At 63.4% G+C, this 21258-nt stretch carries 16 protein-coding genes; 9 read left to right on the plus strand and 7 right to left on the minus strand.

Features of this window, described 5'->3' with window-relative positions:
- Positions 1–2: 2 nt before the first annotated feature.
- Positions 3–1010, minus strand: a complete 1008-nt coding sequence (locus CABTHER_RS11220) for a lysylphosphatidylglycerol synthase transmembrane domain-containing protein (protein ID WP_014100763.1) — start codon at positions 1008–1010, stop codon at positions 3–5.
- The gene (locus tag CABTHER_RS16070) at positions 1007–1519 is read right to left on the minus strand and encodes a tetratricopeptide repeat protein (protein WP_187288465.1); all 513 of its coding nucleotides are present in this window, start codon (positions 1517–1519) and stop codon (positions 1007–1009) included. Before CABTHER_RS16070 ends, CABTHER_RS11220 begins: the two co-directional genes overlap by 4 nt.
- Before the next feature lie 146 nt (positions 1520–1665).
- On the opposite strand from CABTHER_RS16070, the gene CABTHER_RS11230 reads away from it, so the two are divergent.
- The 6 genes from CABTHER_RS11230 (at position 1666) to fliK (ending at position 7963) form a co-directional block, all read left to right on the plus strand.
- Complete coding sequence (locus CABTHER_RS11230) at positions 1666–3069, plus strand: dicarboxylate/amino acid:cation symporter (protein ID WP_455423205.1); 1404 nt, start codon at positions 1666–1668, stop codon at positions 3067–3069.
- 66 nt (positions 3070–3135) lie between these two features.
- Positions 3136–4128 carry a hypothetical protein gene (locus CABTHER_RS11235; RefSeq protein WP_014100766.1) on the plus strand — a complete coding sequence of 331 codons (993 nt, stop codon included), beginning with the start codon at positions 3136–3138 and terminating at the stop codon, positions 4126–4128.
- Positions 4129–4155: 27 nt separating this feature from the next.
- Positions 4156–4803 carry a type III secretion system stator protein SctL gene (gene sctL / locus CABTHER_RS11240; RefSeq protein ID WP_014100767.1) on the plus strand — a complete coding sequence of 216 codons (648 nt, stop codon included), beginning with the start codon at positions 4156–4158 and terminating at the stop codon, positions 4801–4803.
- Positions 4800–5738 carry a formylglycine-generating enzyme family protein gene (locus tag CABTHER_RS16075; RefSeq protein WP_014100768.1) on the plus strand — a complete coding sequence of 313 codons (939 nt, stop codon included), beginning with the start codon at positions 4800–4802 and terminating at the stop codon, positions 5736–5738. The genes sctL and CABTHER_RS16075 overlap by 4 nt, the downstream gene beginning before the upstream one ends.
- 45 nt (positions 5739–5783) lie before the next feature.
- Positions 5784–7076, plus strand: a complete 1293-nt coding sequence (locus CABTHER_RS11250; protein ID WP_081464895.1) for a tetratricopeptide repeat protein — start codon at positions 5784–5786, stop codon at positions 7074–7076.
- A 146-nt stretch (positions 7077–7222) separates the two neighbouring features.
- Positions 7223–7963 carry a flagellar hook-length control protein FliK gene (gene fliK / locus CABTHER_RS11255; protein ID WP_187288466.1) on the plus strand — a complete coding sequence of 247 codons (741 nt, stop codon included), beginning with the start codon at positions 7223–7225 and terminating at the stop codon, positions 7961–7963.
- Here fliK and trpA read toward each other — a convergent pair.
- The 4 genes from trpA to CABTHER_RS11275 all read right to left on the minus strand — a co-directional run bounded on the left by trpA (position 7951) and on the right by CABTHER_RS11275 (position 12411).
- Positions 7951–8766, minus strand: a complete 816-nt coding sequence (trpA, locus tag CABTHER_RS11260; protein WP_014100771.1) for a tryptophan synthase subunit alpha — start codon at positions 8764–8766, stop codon at positions 7951–7953. The two genes, fliK and trpA, sit on opposite strands and share 13 nt — an antisense overlap.
- Positions 8767–8802: 36 nt before the next feature.
- The gene (gene queC, locus CABTHER_RS11265) at positions 8803–9504 is read right to left on the minus strand and encodes a 7-cyano-7-deazaguanine synthase QueC (protein ID WP_455423206.1); all 702 of its coding nucleotides are present in this window, start codon (positions 9502–9504) and stop codon (positions 8803–8805) included.
- Between the two features lie 40 nt (positions 9505–9544).
- Positions 9545–10993, minus strand: a complete 1449-nt coding sequence (locus CABTHER_RS11270) for a hypothetical protein (protein ID WP_014100773.1) — start codon at positions 10991–10993, stop codon at positions 9545–9547.
- A 140-nt stretch (positions 10994–11133) separates the two neighbouring features.
- On the minus strand, positions 11134–12411 hold the full coding sequence (locus CABTHER_RS11275) for an MFS transporter (RefSeq protein WP_014100774.1): 1278 nt from the start codon (positions 12409–12411) through the stop codon (positions 11134–11136).
- 593 nt (positions 12412–13004) lie between these two features.
- Between CABTHER_RS11275 and CABTHER_RS11280 the strand changes: the two genes are divergently transcribed.
- The 3 genes from CABTHER_RS11280 (at position 13005) to CABTHER_RS11290 (ending at position 20325) form a co-directional block, all read left to right on the plus strand.
- Positions 13005–16229, plus strand: a complete 3225-nt coding sequence (locus CABTHER_RS11280; RefSeq protein WP_014100775.1) for a TonB-dependent receptor — start codon at positions 13005–13007, stop codon at positions 16227–16229.
- Positions 16230–16293: 64 nt separating this feature from the next.
- Positions 16294–18159 (plus strand): alpha-amylase family glycosyl hydrolase, encoded by a 1866-nt coding sequence (locus CABTHER_RS11285; RefSeq protein ID WP_014100776.1) that lies wholly within the window; start codon positions 16294–16296, stop codon positions 18157–18159.
- A gap of 24 nt (positions 18160–18183) precedes the next feature.
- Positions 18184–20325 carry a glycoside hydrolase family 15 protein gene (locus tag CABTHER_RS11290; protein WP_049787525.1) on the plus strand — a complete coding sequence of 714 codons (2142 nt, stop codon included), beginning with the start codon at positions 18184–18186 and terminating at the stop codon, positions 20323–20325.
- A 77-nt stretch (positions 20326–20402) separates the two neighbouring features.
- Here the strand turns inward: CABTHER_RS11290 and CABTHER_RS16080 are convergent, their stop codons facing one another.
- Complete coding sequence (locus CABTHER_RS16080; RefSeq protein WP_014100778.1) at positions 20403–21158, minus strand: AraC family transcriptional regulator; 756 nt, start codon at positions 21156–21158, stop codon at positions 20403–20405.
- Positions 21159–21258 lie beyond the last annotated feature (100 nt).

Raw genomic sequence — 21258 nt, forward strand, 5'->3', positions numbered from 1 at the left:
GGTCAGTGCCGGTAAGCGGTCGGCGGCGTTGGGGAAGCCTCAGCGCCGCCGATTGGCTTTTCCAACTGATAGTCGGAAGGCACCGGCGTGTGTTGCCCAAGGTAATGCCAGCCGATGAGCGCCGGAAGGACGCTGTTGATGACAAACAGCAACAGCGTGGCATTGACGGCCGTGGCGACCTGTACGCCACAGGTGTGCAGCAGTGCCACGGCCGTCCCCTCACGGACGCCCAGACCGGCCGGCGTGATGGGCACCAGATTGGTGAGCAGAATCCAGGGAAAGGCAAAGGCCACGGCCGCAAAGGCCACCGGCTCGAAGGCGCAGGCCAGCACGTACAGCGACACGACATCCAGCGCCATAAGCACAATACTGGCAAGAAGGTTGACCGCCACATCGCGCCGGCGCAGCGCCGCAAAGGCCGCCGCCAGCGTGGCCAGCCGCGTGCGTACCGGCTCCGGCAGCCGTTCCCACCGGAGCACCACCGGAACGACAGCCGGCAGCGCCAGAACCAGTCCCCCGGCGCTGAGTCCGGCCAGAACGAGCCAGCCACGCCATGCCGCCGGCGCAACGGCCGCCGTGCCAAAACCGGCCGCCATGGCGATGGCCGCCACATCGGCAGACCGATCTACAAGAAACAGCCCGCCCACGGCCAGCCGCGCGCCTGGCGGAAAGGCCGCGGCGCGGCCGACCTCGCCGATACGCCCCGGCGTCAGCAACCCCAGCGCCATGCCGCCCAGCAGGGAGCGCCAGGCGTAAGCCACCGGCAAGCCCGGCAGGACGCGCCGGAGCAGAATCCACCACTTGGCCGCCCGGATGACCAGCATGATGCCGCCCAGAAGCAGAGCCAGGGCAATCCAGTGCCGTTCCGCCCGGCGCAGCGCCGCCAGAACTCCACCCAGATGACCCGACCGGGCAAGGAAAAAGAGCAGGGCCAACAGGAGCAGCCACCGGGTGACGGCCCACCACCGGCGCTGCACTCGTCCGTCCGGCGTTGCCGTTGTCGTTGTCACAACTGGAAGCCGTCCCCAAGCTGGCGGGTGTCACGCTGGGGCAGTGCCGTCCGCGCTGGCGGTCGCCCGCCCTGCTCGATAAACATCAGCAGCGCCCGCGCCCGCTGGATGTAGGGTGGCGGCGTTGGCTCACGGACAAGCGCCACTGCCCGCTGCAAATCAGCGCGCGCCCCGGCAATGTCACCCAGATGGAGCAGGGTTTCACCCCGGTTGACGAGCGCCACGGCGTCGTCGGGCGTTGCTGCCAGGACGCGGTTCAGATGGGGAAGCGCCCCGGCATAGTCGCGGATACGCAGTTTGAGCGCCCCGAGCGCCGACTGGAAGTACAGCGTCGCCGGCACGAGCGCCGCCAGCCCCTCAAACACCGTAATGGCTTCCGCATGACGGCCCTGCTCGGCCAGACTGTAGCCCAGATCGGTGACAAGACGGACTTCTTCGGGCGTCCAGCCGGTCGCCGCCGCCAGCGACAGCCCTCCCTGCAACCAGTCGTGGTCCTGTTTGGTGAGCATGGGCGCTTTCACCTGAAATGTCCTGCTGCTGCGCACAACGCTACCCGTGGAAAGGCACAACTGCAAGCCGGCCTTTTCCAGTCCCCGGAAGCGCCACAGAAAGCCGGGCTTTGACATTTCAAGCCGGCTTTGCGAAAACAAGACGCTTGCCTGAAACCCACGGCGCGCAAGGTATCTCCGGCAACGGCATCTCCGGCATCGGTCGCATCCGCCCTATGTTGAAAAAGATTCCCCTGCACTGGCAAATCCTGACCGGGATGGCAGCCGGCGTTCTCATCGGCTTTGCCGCCGACCGGCTGGGGGCGCAGCAGTTCGTCAGGCACTGGATCAAGCCCTTCGGGACGATCTTCATCAACCTGCTCAAGATGATTGCCGTCCCGCTCATTCTGGCCTCGCTCATCAAGGGGACGTCCGACATGAAGGACATCGGCCGCCTGTCCCGGATGGGCGGCCGAACTCTTGTGCTGTACCTGCTGACGACCGCCGTGGCTGTTGCTCTGGGGTTGGTCATCGTCAATGTCGTCAAACCGGGCGCTGGCGTCACCCCGGCTACACGCGAAACCCTGCTGCGCGCCTATGCCGGTGAAGCCGGCCAGCGTATCAGCACCGCCCAGGCCGAGCAGGAAAAAGGGCCGCTCCAGCCGCTGGTGGACATCATTCCCGACAACGTCTTTGCCGCCACGACGGACAACCGCCGCATGCTCCAGGTTATTTTCTTTGCGCTGCTGGTCGGCGTCGGGCTGATGCTTGTGGCGGAAGACAAAGCCAAGCCGGTCAAGGACTTCTTCGACGGCCTGAACGAGGTGATTCTCCGGTTGGTGGACCTCATCATGCTGGCCGCACCGGTGGGCGTCATGGCACTGCTGGCAGCCCTGATGACGGAATCGCCCAGCGCCGACATTCTGGTGAGCCTCGTCTGGTATGCACTGTGTGTGCTGGCCGGCCTCGCCGTACTGGTGCTGCTGTTCTATCCGCTGCTCGTGCAGACCTTCACCGGGAAATCCTACGGCTTCTTTGTGCGCGGCATCCTGCCGGCGCAGTTGGTGGCCTTTTCGACGAGTTCGAGCGCGGCGACCCTGCCCGTGACGATGGAGCGCGTACAGGAACATCTGGGCGTTCATGAAGAAGTCGCCAGCTTCGTCCTGCCGGTCGGCGCGACAGTGAACATGGACGGAACGGCGCTGTACCAGGGCGTGGCGGCGGTATTCATCGCACAGGTGTTGGGCCTGAACCTCGACTTGGGCGACCAGTTGAGCATCCTGCTGACGGCAACGCTGGCCTCGATTGGAGCGGCCGCCGTGCCCGGAGCCGGACTGGTCATTCTCGTCATCGTTCTGGGCGCTGCCGGGATTCCCCAGGAGGGGCTGGCGTTGATTTTTGCCATTGACCGCCCGCTGGACATGTGCCGTACCGTTGCCAATGTGACGAGCGACGCCTGTGTGTCCATGCTGGTGGCCCATAACCTGGGTCTGCTGGGCGAACCGCACGAGCGCCGCTTGGATGACTTCTATCCCAAACACACGGCGTCAGTTTCGGAGACGCCGGAATAGGCCCGGGCGCAGCGGCCCCTGGGTTTCCGACAGTCTCCGGCCGGCTGCCACGCGGAGAACAACGCCATGGGAAATCCCACCGACTGGTTACTGGCACTGGCGCTGGCGTATGAGCGCAACACCGCACAGCAGCCCATTCCGCCTTCCGAACTGTTCGCGCTTCTGCCAGCAGAGGCGCAGCAACGCCTGACTTCCCGTCAGCAGGAAATAAGCGCGCAGGATGACGCCACGGTGACGGCCTGGCTGGCGCAGACGCTCGACGGTTTGCGGCAACGGGTGCGGCAGCGGTCGCCAGCGCTTGATGAACGGGTCCATCCGTCGCACATCGCGGCGGCGCTGCGCCATGAGCCGCTCTACATTCAGCGGCTGTTGCTGGCGTCGTTGCCGGCTGCCATTGGAACGGCCGTGGCGCGCGCGCTCCGCCAGAGCCAGATACGTCTCAATATGGATGACCTTGCCCCCGTAGCCCCGGTGCTCAATGCCATCCGCCAGCGTTTCCTGAGCCAGTTTGTGAGCGCCGACCAGATTGCGCCGCTGACGGTGTTTGACGAACTGACCGAAGCTGAGTTGTACCGGGTGGCGCACGCCATGGGAGTTGCCGAGGTGGCGCTGGCCAGCTATGACCTGCCCACGACCGAGGCGGTTACGGCGCTGCTGCGGCGCTTTCCTGAAGCTGAGGCCCGCGCCATCGCCGAACAGATTGCGGCGCTGCGCGTCCGCCCCCGGCCGCCAGCGGCCGCGCGGCGGGAGTTTGCGCGCCAGCTCGTACGGACCGCCATGACCGCTCACAAACGCGACCCCGAACTGGTGATGACGCTGGGCTGGCAGGTCATCATGGTGGCGCTGCCGGCCGCCGGTGATGCCAACCGCCTGGCCTTTACCTTTCAGAAGCTGCCGCCGAAGCTCGTCCGGCGCCTGCAGGAGTGGCTCGACGCCCCACCGGCCGCCGCGCGCCCGGAGCTGCAAAAACAACTGTTTGAGGACGTTTTGCGCTGGGCGCAACATCATCGTAACCAATCTATGCCCGACTTGTCGGGTGCAGCCGTCGTGCTCAAATAGCGCCCGTCGGTCCGGCCCACGTTGTCTATGCTCGTCGTCAAGCCATCTGTCACCGACCTGCTCCCGCTCACCGGAGGGATCGTCAAACGCGCCGTCGTCGAGGCCCGCGCCGAGGCCCGGCGGCTTGTGCGTGAGGCACAGGCTGAAGCCAACCGCCGCATTGCCGAAGCCCAGGCCGAAGTGGAGCGGATTCGTACGGAAGCCTGGAAGGCCGGTTACGAAGCCGGACTGGCGGAGTTCACCACGCGCCTGCTTGACCTTCAGCGCCGCCGCGAGGCGCTGCTCAACGATGCCGAGCAGGAAGTGCTGCGCCTGGCGCTGCGCATTGCCGAGAAAATCATCGGGCGGGAGCTGGAAGTCCAGGAAACAACCCTGCTGGACATTGTCCGCACGGCGATGCGCAACCTCCGCCAGGCCAGTACCGTCACCATCTGCGTCAACCCGGCTGATGTGCCCCGGCTTGAACGGCACCGCGAAGCGATTGAAACCCTCCGGCGGGGACAGTTTGTCAACATCGTTCCCGATACCCGCGTGTCGGTGGGGGGCTGCATCCTGGAAAGCGAATCCGGTATTGTGGATGCCCAACTCGACACCCAACTGCGCGTCATCGAGCAGGCATTGCTCGAAATGCATGCCACGCAGCGGCGTGAGGCGCGCCAAAGCTCACCTGAATGAACTTTCGGACGCAACAGAAACCCTCAGACAGCGCCCGCCTGGTGGCTCTCAGTATCGCCACGGCGGTGTGCCTGTTGCTCTCTATTCTGCTGGGTAGCGGATTGTGGTTTTTCTTTGGGGGGCAGTCCTCACCGGCCCCAGTGGCTGCGCCGCCGTCCCCGCCAGCCAACCTGCCTGCGTCGCCCCCGCCGTCACCGGTGCCGCCTACGCCGGTCATCGGCACCGTTCTCATTCCGGGTGGAACGGTCGCTATGGGAGGTGTCGAGGGCATCCCCCCGCGCAAGGTTGCCGTGGAGGCATTTTTCATCTCCGAAACGGAAGTGACCAACCAGCAGTATCACGAATTCATCGTGGCCACACGCCACGCTGCCCCGGCCGGCTGGACGGGGAACAACTTTCCCGTCGGAACCGCCATGCAGCCGGTGACGAATGTTTCCTGGTACGATGCCAATGACTTCTGCGCCTGGTATAGCACCAAAATTGGCGCGACCGTCCGCCTGCCCACGGAAGCCGAGTGGATGCGCGCCGCGCAGGGCGATGACAACCTGGTGTATCCTTGGGGGCGCACCTGGCAGGACAACATGGCCGCTTCCAAACAGACCGGCGGCAAGATATTTCCGGTCAAGAGCTTCCCGGCCGGGCGCAGCCCCTACGGCGTCTATGACCTGGCCGGCAACGTCTGGGAATGGACCAACGATGTGGAACTCGATGCCGAAGGCGCTCCGAAAACGGACGAAAAAGGGCAGACCCGGCGCATCATCAAGGGTGGCTCGGCAGATGAAGAGCCGCGTACACTGAGCCTTTTCGTACGTAAGGCCGTTCCGCCCACGGTGACGGACCCGATGCTTGGATTTCGTTACATCGTCGTGCCAAGCTCAGCACCGGCAAACAACGCCACGACGGCCGGCACGCCCCGGCCGTCCACGACGCCCTAGACCCAGGCAAACCCCTGGCGAGGTGAGCTGATGAGGTGAGGAAGCATGACCCGGCAATCTGGCGCAATGCTTGTGGGGCTGCTCATTGGGCTGATGGGTGGGAACTGGTCGGAGGCGTCCTGCCTGGCCCAGGAATCCAACATTGAGCGGCGCTTGAAGGGTGAGCCAAAGCCGGCCGAGCCGGCTCCCGACCCGGAGCCAGCACCCACCAGCGACAGAAAAGCTGCGCCACGTCCGCGAACTCCGGCACCGCCACGGAAGAAACCCGTTCCAGTAGCTGAGCCAGCCCCGCCGGCCGCCCCACCGGACGAAGCGCCACCCAAGCCACTGGACATTCTCGTGACGGTCAATGTTCCCAAGGCGGATATTCTGATTGGAGAGAAAGTGGTCGGTGTGGCCCGCCGCGACCAGCCGCTCAAGCTCCAACTGCTGCCCGGTGTCGTGCGCATCAGCGCCACAAGTGAGAACTACCTGCCCTTTTCGCAGGAAGTCGAGATCATCCCGGAGACAAAGCGCCTCGACATTGCGCTGGATTACGATGTCGGCGCCCTGTTTGCGCGCTATGAGAACCCCCGGACGACGAACCTCGTCACGGCCGAGGAGTGGGAAGCTCTGGTGGAGACGGCCAACCGCCACATCGAGGCCGGAGACCTGCGCATCGAGTACCGGGCGCTGGGGCTGTTGGGCCAGGGCCAGTTGGCGCTGCGCATTGGCGATACGGCCAGCGCCATCCCACGGCTGCTGGAAGCGACCCGGCTGGTGCCGGCTTCCTCGATTGCCAACTATGCCTTGGGGCTGGCCTATCTGGCCGCCAACCAGCCGGCCGAAGCCACCACTGCCTTCCAGCGGGCGATTGCCGCCAATCCCGTGCTGCCCATGGCGCACTACGGCCTGGGGCTGGCTTTGCTGCGGCGCGGTCAGTCGCGCGAAGCCATCGCCAGTCTGGAACGCGCTGAAGCCCTGGGTTACGCGCCGCCGGAACTGCCGTTGCAGCTTGCCCGCGCACTGGTGGCCCAACGGGCATATAGTGCGGCTATCGAGCGCTTGCGGCCGCTGATGCTGTCGCCTTCAGTTGAGGTGCTCGTTACGCTGGGCGACGCCTACGCCGGGCAGAAGAAAACCGATATGGCGCGGGAAGCTTACGAAACCGCCCTGCAACGCAACCCATCCTCGCCCTTGCCCCATGCGCGCTTGGGCGAAATGTTGTTCCGCGCCAAAAAGTACAAGGAAGCGCGCCCGTATCTTCAGCAGGCTGTGGAGCTGGACCCGGACGGGCAGCAGGTCAACACGACCGAACTGCGTACGCTGCTCCAGAAGGCTGCCGGCAAGAAAAAGTAGAAAGGCAGCGGGTGCAAAGGTGTCCGCTTGCGGGACGCAACATTGGCTGCAAAGTGCCGAAAACCTGGATAGGCCGCCCTGCGCCGTTATGTTTCACTGTTGGGAGCCAGGCACCAATGAAGGTCAACCCGTCAGCAAATCCGTCAGTGTCTTCCCGTCCGACCGGCAAACCGTCCACTCCGCCACCGACGCGCGGCTTTAATGACCTGCTCAGCCAGCTCGATGAACTGACCGAAGGCGAAGCTCCCGGCCAGCCTGACGCGGCCACCCCGTTGGGACAGGACTTCCTGCACGACACCCAGGCCGAAAGCGCCGGCGCGTCTGACCACAAACAGACTGCCGAAGACGACCGAAAGACCCCGACCGCCGCCGAGGATGCGGCCCGCGCGGCCATGCTCCCGACCAACCGGGAAATCCGCCCGGAAGCCACGGCCGAAGTGACGCCGCGCCGTATCCTGCACATCCTCGACATGGAAAAAATCGTGGCGACGGTGCGCACGCAGACCTTTTCCGGCAACGAAGCGCAGGCCACGATTCAGCTCAGCCATTCAGTGCTGCACGGGCTGAGCATCACGCTACAAACTGACGCCCGCGGCCGTGTCTCGGCGGAAATCACGGCCACGACCGAAGCCGCCAAGCGCATCGTGGATGCCCACGCGCGCGAACTCAATGAACTGCTCCAGGCGCGGGGTCTCGATGTGGTTTCCTTCTCGACCAGACTGGCCGGCGCGGACGCCGGGGCGTCATCCGGCAACGGCGGCGATGGCCCGGCAGCGTCACCTTTCGGGCAGCACCAGATGACCGACACAGTGGCCGAAAGCGTGGAAACCACGGACGCCACTACCCCGGCGGCGCTGTCCGGCAGCGAGAACATCTACACGGCCTGAACGGCCGTGCCATCCACCGCAGCCTGCATCGTGCGGCAGAACTGCTCCACTGCCGGCCCGAAGTCTTCCCCGGCGGCGCGGATGATTTCAATGATCCGCGAGCCGGTGATGACCCCATCCGCGCCGAGCGCCACCATGTGTTGCGCGGCCGCCGGCGTCGAAACCCCGAATCCGACACAGAGCGGCAGGTCCACAACGGCGCGCGCCCGCTCCAGCGTCGCCCGGAGTTGGTTGTCGAAGTGCGTCTGGCTGCCGGTGATGCCCAAGCGGGAGACGACATAGAGAAAGCCCTCCGCCAGTGCAGCCAACCGCTCCAACCGCGCAGCATCGGTCAGCGGAGAGACCATAAAAATCGGCGCAATGCCGGCCTGTTTGGCGGCAGCCGTCGTCTCGTGGGCCATTTCCGGCGGCAGGTCGGCAATGAGAACACCATCCGCGCCGGCTGCGCGTACATCGGCAAAAAACCGCCCGGCCTCACGGGCCGCCACCGTGTTGTGATAGACCAGCAGACCAATGGGAATGTCGGCATCCCGTTGCCGTACCTGGGCGATGAGCGCCAGCGCATCGTCAACTCCGAAACCGGACGCCAGCACGTCGTGGGTGGCCTGCTGGATGACCGGCCCATCGGCAATCGGGTCACTGAAGGCAATGCCCAGTTCCAGCGCCGTCGCGCCGCCGGCCAGCATGGCCTCGATGCTGGCCAGGCAGCGCGCCCGGTCAGGGAAGCCGAGAACGGTGAAGGGAATGAAGGCTTTTCGTCCAGCCTGGCGAAGCGCGGCAAACCGCGCGGCATACCGATTCATGGTTGGTAAGGGTTCGTTCGTGCGGGAGTGTTGGATTCAGGAAGCATAGCGCAGCGGATCGGTTGCGCCAGCCTCGGCAAATCCTTTCAGACGAAAACGGCAGCTATCACAGCGGCCGCAGGCGAGTCCTTCCGGCGTCGGGTCATAGCAACTGTGTGTCAGGCCGTAGTCTATGCCCAGCTCCAGTCCACGCCGGATGATTTCGGCCTTGGTCAGCGTGATGAGCGGCGCGTGAATCTTCCACGGCCGGGCGCCTTCAACGCCGGCGCGGGTCGCCAGTTTGGCCATGGCTTCGTAGGCGCGCAGATATTCCGGCCGGCAATCGGGATAACCGGCGTAGTCATAGACGTTGACACCCAGAAAAATATCCGTGCACGCCAGGGTTTCCGCCCAGGCGAGCGCAAAGGAAAGAAAAATCGTGTTGCGGGCCGGAACGTACGTTGGCGGAATTCCCACGCTTTCAAGCGGGCGGTCTTTGGGTACGGGCAGATCAGAGGTCAGCGCCGAACCGCCGATGGCGCGCAGGTCGAACGTCACCACCAGATGGCGGGCCACGTTGAACGCCGCTGCCACCCGGCGGGCGGCTTCCAGCTCCAGCCGGTGCCGCTGTCCGTAGTCGAACGACAGGGCATGGCAGGTGAAGCCTTCGGCCTGGGCAATGGCCAGCGCGGTGGTCGAGTCAAGTCCACCGCTCAGCAGAACGACTGCCGGGCGGGATGAATGGCTCATCTGCGACATAGGGTGACTTCACGTGCGGGCATGATGGGGGCGGCAGGCATCACTGGCGGCTGTCGAAGACAACCTTGCCGAGATCACGCTCAACCCGGCGTTGGGCGCGCAGCCGTTCGGCTTCTTCGAGTTCCAGTGTGATGATGGGGAATTCATAGAGCACCTGCCCTTGGGCATCGGTGCGTATCTCGCCGGGCAGGTCGCGCACCAGCCGCGCCAGGATGTCTTCGACGGTCTTTTTTGAGAGTGGTTCGGGCCCGCCGGGCTGATTGACAATATGCAGCACCTGTTCCGGCGTTTGCGCCCGGCCGCGGTTGAGAAAGATGGCGCGCATGACCCTGCGGCGTTGGTTTTCGGCGTTGCGGCGCGCCTCCCGCCGCAGTACCACCGGCAGGCGCAGCAGGGGCACGGCAAAAAAGATGACCGAAAAAAGCAGGGGCACGGTTCCCAGCCAGAACAGCGACAGGGCCTCCCCGAACGCACCGGACAGGATGATAAGCGAAAACAGCAGGTTGAAGCCGTTGAGAAAGACAATCAGGACATTCATCTGGGGCGTATTGCCGGTCAGAAAGTGCGGCGGCTCGTATTCGTCCCAGTAGTACACAATGCGGCCTTCATCCTCGCCGGCAGTGCGCAGCAGCCGGTCAAACAGCCCGTACATCAGCTTGCGGTCGCTAATCCGAATATCGCCCTGAAAGCGTCCGATGCAATCGGAGAACAGAAGCGCCGCCGGCATCGAATCCAGTCCCGTCAGCGCCTTGATTTCGGAAACAAACAGGATTCCCTTGTTGCGGCGCACATAGGCGGCGATTTCCTTCTGGTTTTCGAGTGGGTCACGGGTTACGCGCGGCGGCCCGAAAACGAAGTCATACACGGAAGCAATAAAGCTCTTTTTGGCGGGTTGTGCCGTCTGGGCGTTCTTCGGCTGGAAGGGGGAAAGGGGGGCGGATTTGGGCTGGTAGGTTGCATACCGATAGCCATGCTGATCGGTCTGGTAGGTTGTCGTCGCCGCCGCCGTCCCCCAGTCGAAAATGGCCACGAACAGCCGCGCGGCGTAGTAGATCAGGTGAAACGGAGCCGCACTCTGCGAGCGTCGTCCCTTGCTTTTGTTGCCTCCCGCAAACAGCAGTGCAATGACGGCCATCACGAGTATGGTGAGGAAAATCAGAAAATAGACCACCAGTGTGATGGCAATCCACGCCTTGAAAAACAGGACAAAGCCTTTCCACAACAGCTCCAGAAATTCGTCGAGATATTCGCGGAATGATTTTTCATCGCGGCGGTGCAGTCGCGGGCCGAAGTCGTAGATGAGGTCGCCGTTTTCCGTGACCTGAAGAACGCAGTCATAGCGCATAAGCAGTTCACGGAGCGCAGCTTCGGCTTCGTCAATGGACAGTCCCGTGGTTGCGGCCGCCTCAGTGAGGGTCAACCGTTTGGCGCCTTCCGCCAGCCGGCGTTCCATCACGCTGAATCGTTCTGCCGGAGTGAGGTTGGTCATAGAGGTGTTGGACTGAAGCAGGATCGGGACGAAGCAAGCATACGCAAGCTGCCGCCCGCCAGGCAAAATGCGGCCGCAGGGGTCCGAAAACCCGGTTGGTGCCACCACACCGGACAAGGCGACACTCAGAAAGCGGCCACTCAGACCGGACGGTAGGCGGTGGCGGTCGCCGGTCGCTCGACAAAGAGCGTCGCGCCGGCCGCCGCCAGCAGGCTTGCTCCGCCCAGCAGTACGACAGAGAGCGGGTTGCCGCCAAACACGTATTTGACGAGCGGCTGGAAGGTCAGCGCCGCCGCAATTTCAGGCAGCACGATGAAGAAATTGAAGACGCCCATAAAGACGCCCATCCGGTGGCCGGGCAGGGCGCGCGCCAGAATGGCGTAGGGCATCGAGAGAATCGAGGCCCAGGCAATGCCGACGCCAACCATGGCGACCAGCAGCCAGTAGCGGTTGGCGACGAGTCCCGTTGAGAGCAGGCCCAGCCCGCCGCAGGTGAGGGCGATGGCATGGACGGTTGCACAGCCATGACGCGCTGCCAGCTTGGGCAGGGCAAAGGCCACGACAAAACAGACGACCGAATACGTGGCAAAGCAGATACCACCCCAGTTGATGCCTTCATCGTAGGCGGAAGCCTTTGGATCAGCCGCCCCGAAGACATGACGCGCGATGGCCGGGCCAAAAAACAGCCACATGCAGAACAGCCCCAGCCAGGTCAACACCTGCACCACAGCCAGCCGCTTCATCACCGATGGCATGGCCGTCAGGGCATTTCCAATGTCGCCAACCCAGTCAAAGACACCGGCCTGCGCCTTCGCCCGGCGGAACGCCTCCAGGTCAGAGGGCGGGTCTTCGGGCGTCGTCAGTACCGTGACAAGTACCGCGCCCAGAAACGCTGCTGCACCAAGTTGGAAGGAGTAGAGCGTTGCCAGCGGTACGCCATTGGCGGCGCGCCCGGTGATGTCCAGCCATTCGCGCAGGATGTAGGGAAGAACATTCGCCAGTGTTGCGCCAACGCCGATGAAAAAGCTCTGCATGACGAAGCCCAGCGGACGCTGTTCGTCGTCCAGCCGGTCGGCGACAAAGGCCCGAAACGGCTCCATGCTGATGTTGATGCTGCTGTCGAGCACCCAGAGCAGCGTTGCCGCAACCCACAGCGCCGGAGCATGGGGCATGGCAAACAGCGCCAGGCTGGCCAGGATCGCCCCGGTCAGAAAGTAGGGCCGGCGGCGGCCCAGGCGCGTCCATGTCCGGTCACTCAGCGCGCCGACGATGGGCTGGACGATGAGACCCGTCATCGGCGCGGCCAGCCAGAGCAGAGGAATCTCGTCCGGCTGTGCGCCAAGTTTTTCGTAGATGGCGCTCATATTGGCCATCTGCAAGCCCCAGCCGAACTGGATGCCCAGAAAGCCGAAATTCATGGTGAAGATGTCGCCGAACGAGCGACGGCGCGACGGCGCGACGGAACGGCAGATGGATAGGAGTCCATAGAAGTTTTGTTTTCTGGCGGCAAGAGTCAGCTTTGGATTACGGCCTGGCTGTTACCAGGGGCTTTGGGCATATCCCCGCAATACAGCCGAACAGCCGATCCGAAGACCGGGAAATCAGTTTTTTCACCTTTCAGTCAGTGGGCAGTTGACACCGTGAAACAGACTTCGTAAGTTTTCGCACGCTCTAACACGCTTATAACGCAGCGTCAACATTGATGACGCGCTTATTCCGGTCCCCCCGACGGAATGAGTCTTGCTGCTATAGCCAGCCGAAGGCGGTGTATGCCCGAAAGCGGGCCTGCGTGCCGTCCCGGTTGGTGGCAGTGCCCTGTGTGCAGATGCCTCAGCCTGACTCGACTGGATTCGGTCGCCCCCTGTTGGCTGCAATTAGAGCATCATTTCTCAGGAGGAATCTCACTATGTCTTACGCTCACCCCGCGCGAACGAGGCAACGTGTGTCAATCGCAGAAAACAGTTTGAAACCCCTGCGAACACATCACTGGCTCCGTTCGTGCGGCATAATTTTGGGCATTCTGTATAGCTTCGTCTGGCCGGCGCTGGCCCAGAGTGATACGGCGCGGCTGACCGGTGTTGTCACCGACACCAGCGGCGGCGTCATTGCCGGTGCGACCGTCACCGCCACCGAAACCGCAACGAATGCCAAGCTTGAAACAACGACCAATGCGGATGGGGTCTATGTGTTCCCGGTACTCAAAGCCGGAACTTACCTCATCGAATTTTCGGCCCCCAACTTCAAAAAACTCTCCCGCCCGGAGGTCGTTTTGCGCGTCAACCAGGTGCTCAGCCTGAATGCCGAGCTGGAACCGGGCAACATCACGGACGTTGTCGAAGTCACGGCCGGCGCGCCGCTGGTGGAGACGGCAAGCTCGTCGGTCGGGCAGACCATTACCGGCCGGCAGATCATTGACCTGCCCATCAACGGGCGGAACTTCACCCAGTTGGCTACCCTGACGCCGGGCGTGACGCGCGGCACACCGGGCAGCAACGCCGATGGGTCCGGCGGCAACGCGGAAACCTTCCGCCAGGGCGACACCGGCTCGGCGGCGCTCTCCGTCAACGGCCTGCGGGAGCAGAACAACAACTTCACCCTCGACGGTATTGACAACAACGAGTCCATTGTCAACACCATCGTCTTTTTCCCGCCCATTGAAGCTATCGAGGAGTTTCGGGTCATCACGAGTGTGGCCCCGGCCGAGTTTGGGCGCGGTGGCGGGGCTATTGTCAGCGCCACGATTCGCTCCGGCTCGAATGATTTTCACGGCTCGGCTTTTGAGTTTTTCCGCAACTCGGCCATGGATGCCCGCGCCACCGATCTGGTCGGTGTTGTACCGCCCAAGCCGGTGTTCATTCGGCACCAGTTTGGCGGCACCTTTGGCGGCCCCATCGTCCGTGGGAAGACGTTTTTCTTTGCCGACTACCAACAACTACGGCAGCGGCTGCCGCGTGAGGAAGGGCGTACCTTCACCGTGCCGACGGCGCGCATGCGACAGGGCGATTTCAGCGAACTGCTCAACCCAAACTTTACCGGTCTGGGCGCGGCGGTGCAGATTTTTGACCCGCTGACCGGCCTGCCGTTTCCAGGCAACATCATTCCCCAGAACCGGCTCGACCCGGCCGCCGTCCGGTATCTGAACTTCTTTCCGCTTCCCGACCTGCCCGACCGGGCGCGTTTCAACTTCTTCAACCGCCAAATCCAGCGGCAGAACTTCAAGGGTGGCGACCTCCGGTTGGACCACCGGTTCACGGAACGGGATACCGTCTTTGTGCGGTTCAGCATTGCTGACGACCCGCAGTTTGATCCAGGGCGGTTGGGTATCAATGCCCAGACCGGCTTTGGTTCAGGCACGAACCGGCAGTTCAACCACAGTGTGATGGGCAACTACACGCGCACGTTCACGCCCAGCGTCGTCAATGAGCTGCGGTTTGGTTACGTCAAGCAGAACATCGAGTTTCTACCACTCGGCTTTGGGACAGACCTCAACCGTCAGCTCGGCATCCCCGGCATCAACGGCATCACCCGCGCCAACGGCATTTCGCTCATTGGCGGCGGCAACGGGGACTTTCTGGAATACCTGGGCGACTTTGGCGAGTTCATCCTCAACCAGCGGACAATTCAGTTCACCGATGCCGTGACCTGGGTTACTGGCAACCATTCGGCCAAGTTCGGGGCTTCCATCATTCAGCGCAACATCCGCTCGGTGCAGGCGGATTTCAGCAAGGGCTTCTACTTTTTCTCCGACCAGGTCGTGACCTTCACCCCTGGCGGGCCGCCGCCGGCGAGTCCGGGCCTGGGGCAGACCGGCTACCAGGTGGCGCAGATGCTCGTCGGGCGCACGGCCTTTACCACCACGGCCAACCCGGAAATCCCGGCCGCGACGACGCGCAGCTATGAGATGGGCTTTTTTGCGCAGGATGACTGGCGCATCAACCGTCGGCTGACGCTCAACGCCGGCTTGCGTTATGAGCTGTTTACGCCCTACTACGAACTCAACAACCGGATGGCCAACTTTGATCCCGCCAGCGGACGCATCCTGCTGGCCGGGCGCGATGGCAATTCACGTTCGCTCGTGGATACCGACCGCAACAACTTTGCCCCGCGTATCGGGGCCGCGTTTGACCTGACCGGCAAGGGCCGTACCGTGCTACGTGGCGGCTGGGGAATATTCTACTCGCTGGACCGCGGCGGCATTGCCAACCAGTTGACGCAGAACCCGCCGTTCATCGTGACGCAGTTCCGCTTTGACGGTCCGGGCTCCAATGTCCGACTCAGTGATCCGATTCCACCGCCTGATCCGATCAACCTGGCGTCACCCAACCTTCCGCCCGGCACGCAGATTCGCTACACACCCCGCAATACGCAAAATACGCGGGTACAGCAGTTCAACGTTGCCTTTGAGCACCAGTTGACGGACTTCCTGGCGTTCCACATTGCCTACGTCGGCACACGCGGCGCCAACGTCACCGCCGTGACAACTGTCGGCGGCTTTGGCGATGCCGAAATCACCCGGCGGTTGACGACCATCGCCAACGTGGGTGAATCGCGCTATGACTCGCTCCAGATCAAGGTCAACCAACGGGCCTGGAAGGGATTGAGCTACCTGGCGGCCTACACCTTCGGGAAAGCCACCAACAACTCACCTGGACCGTTTCCTGGAACGGGCGGGGCCGGCCGCTCCACGCCGGCTGACCCCGGCGGACTGGCTCCGGGTCTGGCCGACTATGACGTACGACATCGGTTTACCTTTGGCTTCAATTACGACCTGCCGTTTTTCAAGGAAGCCAGCAACCGGGCCGTCCGGGCGCTGCTTTATGGCTACCAGCTCAACGGCATTGTGACGCTGCAGGGCGGAACGCCCTTCTCGGTCTTTGGCGGCGATGGCGGCCGGGCGCGACTCGTGCCGGGGCAGAACCCCAATGCCGGTCGGCGCAGTGCCGCGCGGTGGTTCAACACCGCCGCCTTTGCGCCTTCCGCCAATCCGTCCGAACAATATCCGCGCAATGCCTTTCTCCGGTCGCCGGGTATCTCCACAGTGGATGCCTCCATTTTCCGGCGCTTCACGCTCACCGAGCGCTTGAACCTGGAGTTCCGGGCAGAGGCGTTCAACCTGTTCAACAAACCCCAGCTTGGTTTCCCGAACATCTTTTTGGGCGGCGACTTCGGGCGCATTTTCTCGGTGCGCAACCGCTCGAACCGTTCGGTGCAGCTTGGCCTGCGGTTGTCCTTCTAGCCTGTCACTGGACTCACTCCGGGCGTGAGCGGAATTCTTTTCTGCTCACGCCACTTTCCGGCTTATGAAACGAAGCAAATGGTTGTTCTACACCGTCGGCGCTGGCTGGTGGCTGGTGTGGCTCACCGCGGCAGGCCTGGCCCAGGTTGTAACCAAAGTCGAGCCGCCCGACTGGCCTACCGTGATCCGTCCGACGACCATCGAGCTGCTCCTCACGGGCGAAAACCTGACCGGTGTGCACCTTGCCAGCAACACGCCCGGCATCACCACCGGCCGGGTCGAAGTGACCTCCAACGGGCGCTATGCGTTCTGCGAAGTGACCATCACCCCGGAGGCGCGTCCCGGACCTGTCCAACTCAATCTGCTTACGCCCAATGGTGTGCGTCCGCTCCCCTGGGCGCTGTTTGCGCCCCTGCCCCGCACGGCGGCCTTTCGCGGCCTGACACCGGATGATGTCGTCTATCTGCTGATGATTGACCGCTTTGCCAACGGCGATCGCAGCAATGACGCGCCACCCGGAATGCCGCCGGCCAACCGTGCCAACCCACGGGCCTATCACGGGGGCGACCTGCGCGGCGTCATCGAGAAACTCGATTACCTCCAGGCGCTGGGCGTCACCGCTATCTGGATGACGCCGGTTTATGACAACGCCGATGCCAGCGAGGATTATCACGGCTACGGCGCGACGGACTTTTACGCCGTCGAATCGCGCTTCGGGACGCTGGAGCAATACCAGACGCTGGCGCAGGAAGTGCGGCGACGCGGCATGAAGCTGCTTCAGGATGTCATTCCCAACCACACCGGGCCGCTGCACCCGTGGGTGCGCCGTCCGCCAACGCCGACCTGGTTCAACGGAACCCCGGAACAACATCTCGTCTGTAACTTTGACATCCCGGCATTGACGCGCCCCGACGCCACGCCGCACGAGCGCGCGCTGGTGCTTGAAGGCTGGTTTGCCGGCATTCTGCCCGACCTCAACGGTGCAGATGAGAAGTACAAACGCTATGCCATCCAGAATTCCCTCTGGTGGACGGAAAAAGTGGGCCTTGACGGCATGCGGCTCGACACCTACCCGTATGTTGTTCGGACGTTCTGGCGGGACTGGCAGCGCGCCATGGATGACGCCTTTCCGAACTTCACGGCCGTCGGCGAAATCTGGCACGGCGACCCGAATATCATCGCCTTCTTTCGTGGCGGGCGAACGGGCTGGGACGGCATTGACACGGGCCTGCGGTCGCAGTTTGACTTTCCGCTCTTTTATGCCATCCGGGACTTTGCCGCCGGAAATGCTCCGGCGTCCCGTCTTGCCGGTTTGTTGCAGCAGGATGCGCTCTACGGCAATGCCCACATGAACGTCACCTTCATCGGCAATCACGACGTGCCGCGCATTATGCGCGCCTGTGGCGGCGACTGGCGGCGCGTCAAGCTGGCGCTGGCCTTGCTCATGACACTGCGCGGCATCCCCCAGCTCTACGCCGGGGATGAAATCGGGATGGATGGTGGCGAAGACCCTGACAACCGGCGTGATTTTCCCGGCGGCTTTGGCGATACGCCGAATGCCTTTACCCCGGCCGGGCGGGCGCCCGACCAACAGCGATTGTGGGAAGAAACCCAGCAATTGCTGGCGCTCCGTCGCCGCCACCGGGCGCTGCGGCATGGCCGGCATCGCGATCTGGTTGTGGAAGGCCGGCAGTGGGCCTTTGTGCGCGAAGACGGCAAGGAAAAGTTGCTCGTCGTCGTCAACGGCAACGGAAACCGGGTGGAAGTGCCGATACCTGCGGCCTCCATTTGTGACGGCGCACCCAACCGGCCGTGCACGGTGAATCCGGTACACAGTTCATTTCCCGTCAACGACAGAAAAATGCAGGCGCGGGAAACCCTGCGTGTGCCGGTGGAAGCCTTTGGCTACCGGGTGTTTCGTGTTCGATAAGCGTGTTTTCCACAAGGAGTCACCATGATGAAACTGGTAAGCATCGTGCTTGCCGTGGCGCTGGTCTGTCCGGGGCTGTTTTCCCTGTCGCCATCGGGAGACGCAACAAGAGAGGCTCCGGGCCGGCCCGGCGTCAAGTCCACGTGGACTTCCGGCGGCAAGCTGGGCGTGGGCACGGCCGTCAGTCGGCGATCACGGGTGTGGTTCACCCTGGGCGCAACGGGCCTGACGGAGGTCTATTACCCGACGGTGGATATGCCCAACCTGCGGGCGCTGGATTTTGTCATCGTCGGCAACGGGTACGTTGGGTGTGCGTCCCGCGATGCCTTGGAGCGGGAGACGCGCCGGACCCGCGACGATGCCCTGTCCTTTGCCCAGACCATGAGCGACGGCAAGCGGTGGCGCATCACACAGCGTTATGCCTGTGACCCCAACCGCGATGCGCTGCTCATCGAAGTCGAAGTCACGGCGCTGGACGGCGGCAACTACGAGGTCTTTGCCCTGCTTGACCCGGCCGTGGCCAACAGTGGCCTGGGAGATACGGGCGAACACCGCGGCCGGACGCTCGTCGCTTCCGACCGCGATGCCACAACCAACCAGACCATTGCCATGGCGTTCGCCGCACAGCCGGCCTTTGAGGTGGTGTCGAGTGGCTTTGCCGGGGTCAGCGACGGCTGGACCGATCTGGCTGCCGACGGACGGCTGGACGGACGTGAACAGCGCGCCGTGGATGGCAACGTCGTGCAGATTGGAAAGTTGTCTGCACCCCGGACGACTTTGGCACTGGCCTTTGCCGACCGCCCGGAAGCGGCGGCCGATGTTGCCGCAGCAGCGCTGGCCGAGGGCTTTGCCGCCATTGCCGGGCGTTACGAAGCCGAATGGCAGGCCTTTACGGCGCGGTTGCCACGGGTGGCTGCCGAATACCGCGCCCAGTTTGCCGTGGCCGCCATGACCCTGCTGGCCCACGAGGACAAAACCTACCCTGGCGCGGGCGTCGCCAGCCTGAGCATTCCCTGGGGGGAAGCCGCTGATGCCGACCGCCCGACCTCCGGTGGCTATCATCTTGTCTGGTCGCGTGACCTCTACCACGTCGCCACCGCCTGGCTGGCCCTTGGCGACCGTGCCGCCGCCGGCCGCGCCTTGGACTACCTTTTCAAGGTGCAGCAGAACGCTGACGGCAGTTTTCCGCAGAATAGCTGGCTGGATGGGCGTCCCTACTGGCCGAGCGTCCAGCTTGACGAAGTGGCCTACCCCATCATCCTGGCCTGGCAACTCGAACGCTTTGACCGCGAGACCTACACCCAGCACGTCCGGCCGGCCGCCGAATACATCCTGCGCCATGGCCCCTACACGCCACAGGAGCGGTGGGAGGAGGAAGAGGGCTATTCCCCTTCCACGATAGCCGCCGAAATCGCCGGTCTGATCTGCGCGGCAGACATTGCCCGGCGGCTGGGCCGCGCTGAAGACGCCGAACGCTATGAGCGCACGGCTGACCGCTGGGCCGAAGGCGTCCAGCAGTGGTGCTACACAACGACCGGCCCGTGGGACGAAGGTGAAGCCGAACGGGGGTACTACCTGCGCATCAATAACAACCGCGACCCAAACGACGGTTTCAAGCTCGACATCAACAACGGCGGCGGCCAACACGATGAGCGCGCCATCGTGGATGCGGGTTTTCTGGAACTCGTACGGTTGGGCATCGTACCGCCCGACGACCCCAAAATCCTGCGTTCACTGCGGATGGTTGACCGGGTGATTCGGGTTGAAACGCCCATGGGGCCGGGCTGGCGACGCTACAACTACGACGGGTATGGCGAGCGCGCCGACGGCAGCGGCTGGCAGGACAAAGGCATCGGGCGTATCTGGCCGTTGTTGACCGGCGAGCGCGGCGAATACGTCATTGCCAGCGGCGGCGATGCCAATCCCTACGCGAAAACCATGCTGGCCTTTGCCGGCCCAACGGGGATGATCCCTGAACAGGTTTGGGATCAGGCATATCCGCCCGATACCCGCTACCGGATAGGTCAGGGCACGGGCAGCGCCACGCCTCTGGCCTGGAGCATGGCGCAGTTCGTGCGGCTCGTGATGTGCATCGAAGCCAGGCGGGTCGTCGAACAGCCGGCCGTGGTCTTTCAGCGGTACGCCGGAAAGCAACGCCCCCGCTGACGGGCAGGAATGTCATGCCTGCCTGTCATTTGGGGGCTCGCCCGCATCACACCGGGCCGTCCCGCGCGCTGCCGGTCCTACTGAAGGGCGCTGTTTTCGCGGTACTCCGTGGCGCAGCAGCCCGTGTAGCGTTTGAACGCCCGTGAAAAGTAGTCGCTGTCTGCAAAACCGACCTTGAAGGCCACTTCCTTGATGGTCGTGCAGTTGGCTGTCATCAGCAACTGCTTGGCGGCTTCGAGGCGGGTCTGCTGAAGCAACTGCCGGAACCGCATTCCGGCATGGCGGTTGAGCAGCCGCGACAACTGCCCCGAAGAAAGGTTGAGCCGGCTTGCCACCGCGCGCAGGTTGAGGTTCGGGTCCTGATAGTGCGCGGCAACGACTTTCATCACCCGGTCCATCAGAAACGCTTCGGCCGGCGGTTCAAGTTCGGCGGTCGTCGGCAGCGGAAACATGTGCTTCAGAGACTGTGCGGCCTGCCAGACCTCATCCGGCGAGGAAGCACTCAGCATAAAGTCGGCCGAGACCGTGTTTTTGACCTCCAGCGGAGACTGCCCGTTAGAGAACTCATGGGAGCGCCGCAGGAACACGAGACAGGCATTCGGCGCGACCCGCCGCAGTTCATTCACAATTCGCCGCCGGATGGGAAACAGCGACACCCCAACGATGATGATGTGGTACTTGCTCAGTTCGGAAAGTCGCGTCCCAGCCTCTTCGAGCGTATAGGTCGCCGTTACCGGCAGCCCGTATTTCTCGACCGCCTTAGCCGCATGGTTGAGTTCATCTATGACGGCGACGCGGAAATCGGGAACCTGACCGTTCGTGTAGGTGCTCATCACTCCCTCCCTGGGCAGCCGCGCCCAATGCGACATCACGAGCTTCTCAGGAAGCCACTGTGGAATGGCAAACTGGAAAAATCCAGCGATGGCAGTGACA

The organism is Chloracidobacterium thermophilum B (genome assembly GCF_000226295.1).
Classification (GTDB): Bacteria; Acidobacteriota; Blastocatellia; order Chloracidobacteriales; family Chloracidobacteriaceae; genus Chloracidobacterium; species Chloracidobacterium thermophilum.

Coding starts and splice junctions, on each gene's coding strand:
- CABTHER_RS16070 (WP_187288465.1), bottom strand. CDS start 1,519: ATGCTCACCAAACAGGACCACGACTGGTTGCAGGGAGGGCTGTCGCTG.
- CABTHER_RS11235 (WP_014100766.1), top strand. CDS start 3,136: ATGGGAAATCCCACCGACTGGTTACTGGCACTGGCGCTGGCGTATGAG.
- sctL (WP_014100767.1), top strand. CDS start 4,156: ATGCTCGTCGTCAAGCCATCTGTCACCGACCTGCTCCCGCTCACCGGA.
- CABTHER_RS16075 (WP_014100768.1), top strand. CDS start 4,800: ATGAACTTTCGGACGCAACAGAAACCCTCAGACAGCGCCCGCCTGGTG.
- CABTHER_RS11250 (WP_081464895.1), top strand. CDS start 5,784: ATGACCCGGCAATCTGGCGCAATGCTTGTGGGGCTGCTCATTGGGCTG.
- trpA (WP_014100771.1), bottom strand. CDS start 8,766: ATGAATCGGTATGCCGCGCGGTTTGCCGCGCTTCGCCAGGCTGGACGA.
- queC (WP_455423206.1), bottom strand. CDS start 9,504: ATGTCGCAGATGAGCCATTCATCCCGCCCGGCAGTCGTTCTGCTGAGC.
- CABTHER_RS11270 (WP_014100773.1), bottom strand. CDS start 10,993: ATGACCAACCTCACTCCGGCAGAACGATTCAGCGTGATGGAACGCCGG.
- CABTHER_RS11275 (WP_014100774.1), bottom strand. CDS start 12,411: ATGAATTTCGGCTTTCTGGGCATCCAGTTCGGCTGGGGCTTGCAGATG.
- CABTHER_RS11285 (WP_014100776.1), top strand. CDS start 16,294: ATGAAACGAAGCAAATGGTTGTTCTACACCGTCGGCGCTGGCTGGTGG.
- CABTHER_RS11290 (WP_049787525.1), top strand. CDS start 18,184: ATGATGAAACTGGTAAGCATCGTGCTTGCCGTGGCGCTGGTCTGTCCG.
- CABTHER_RS16080 (WP_014100778.1), bottom strand. CDS start 21,158: ATGAGCACCTACACGAACGGTCAGGTTCCCGATTTCCGCGTCGCCGTC.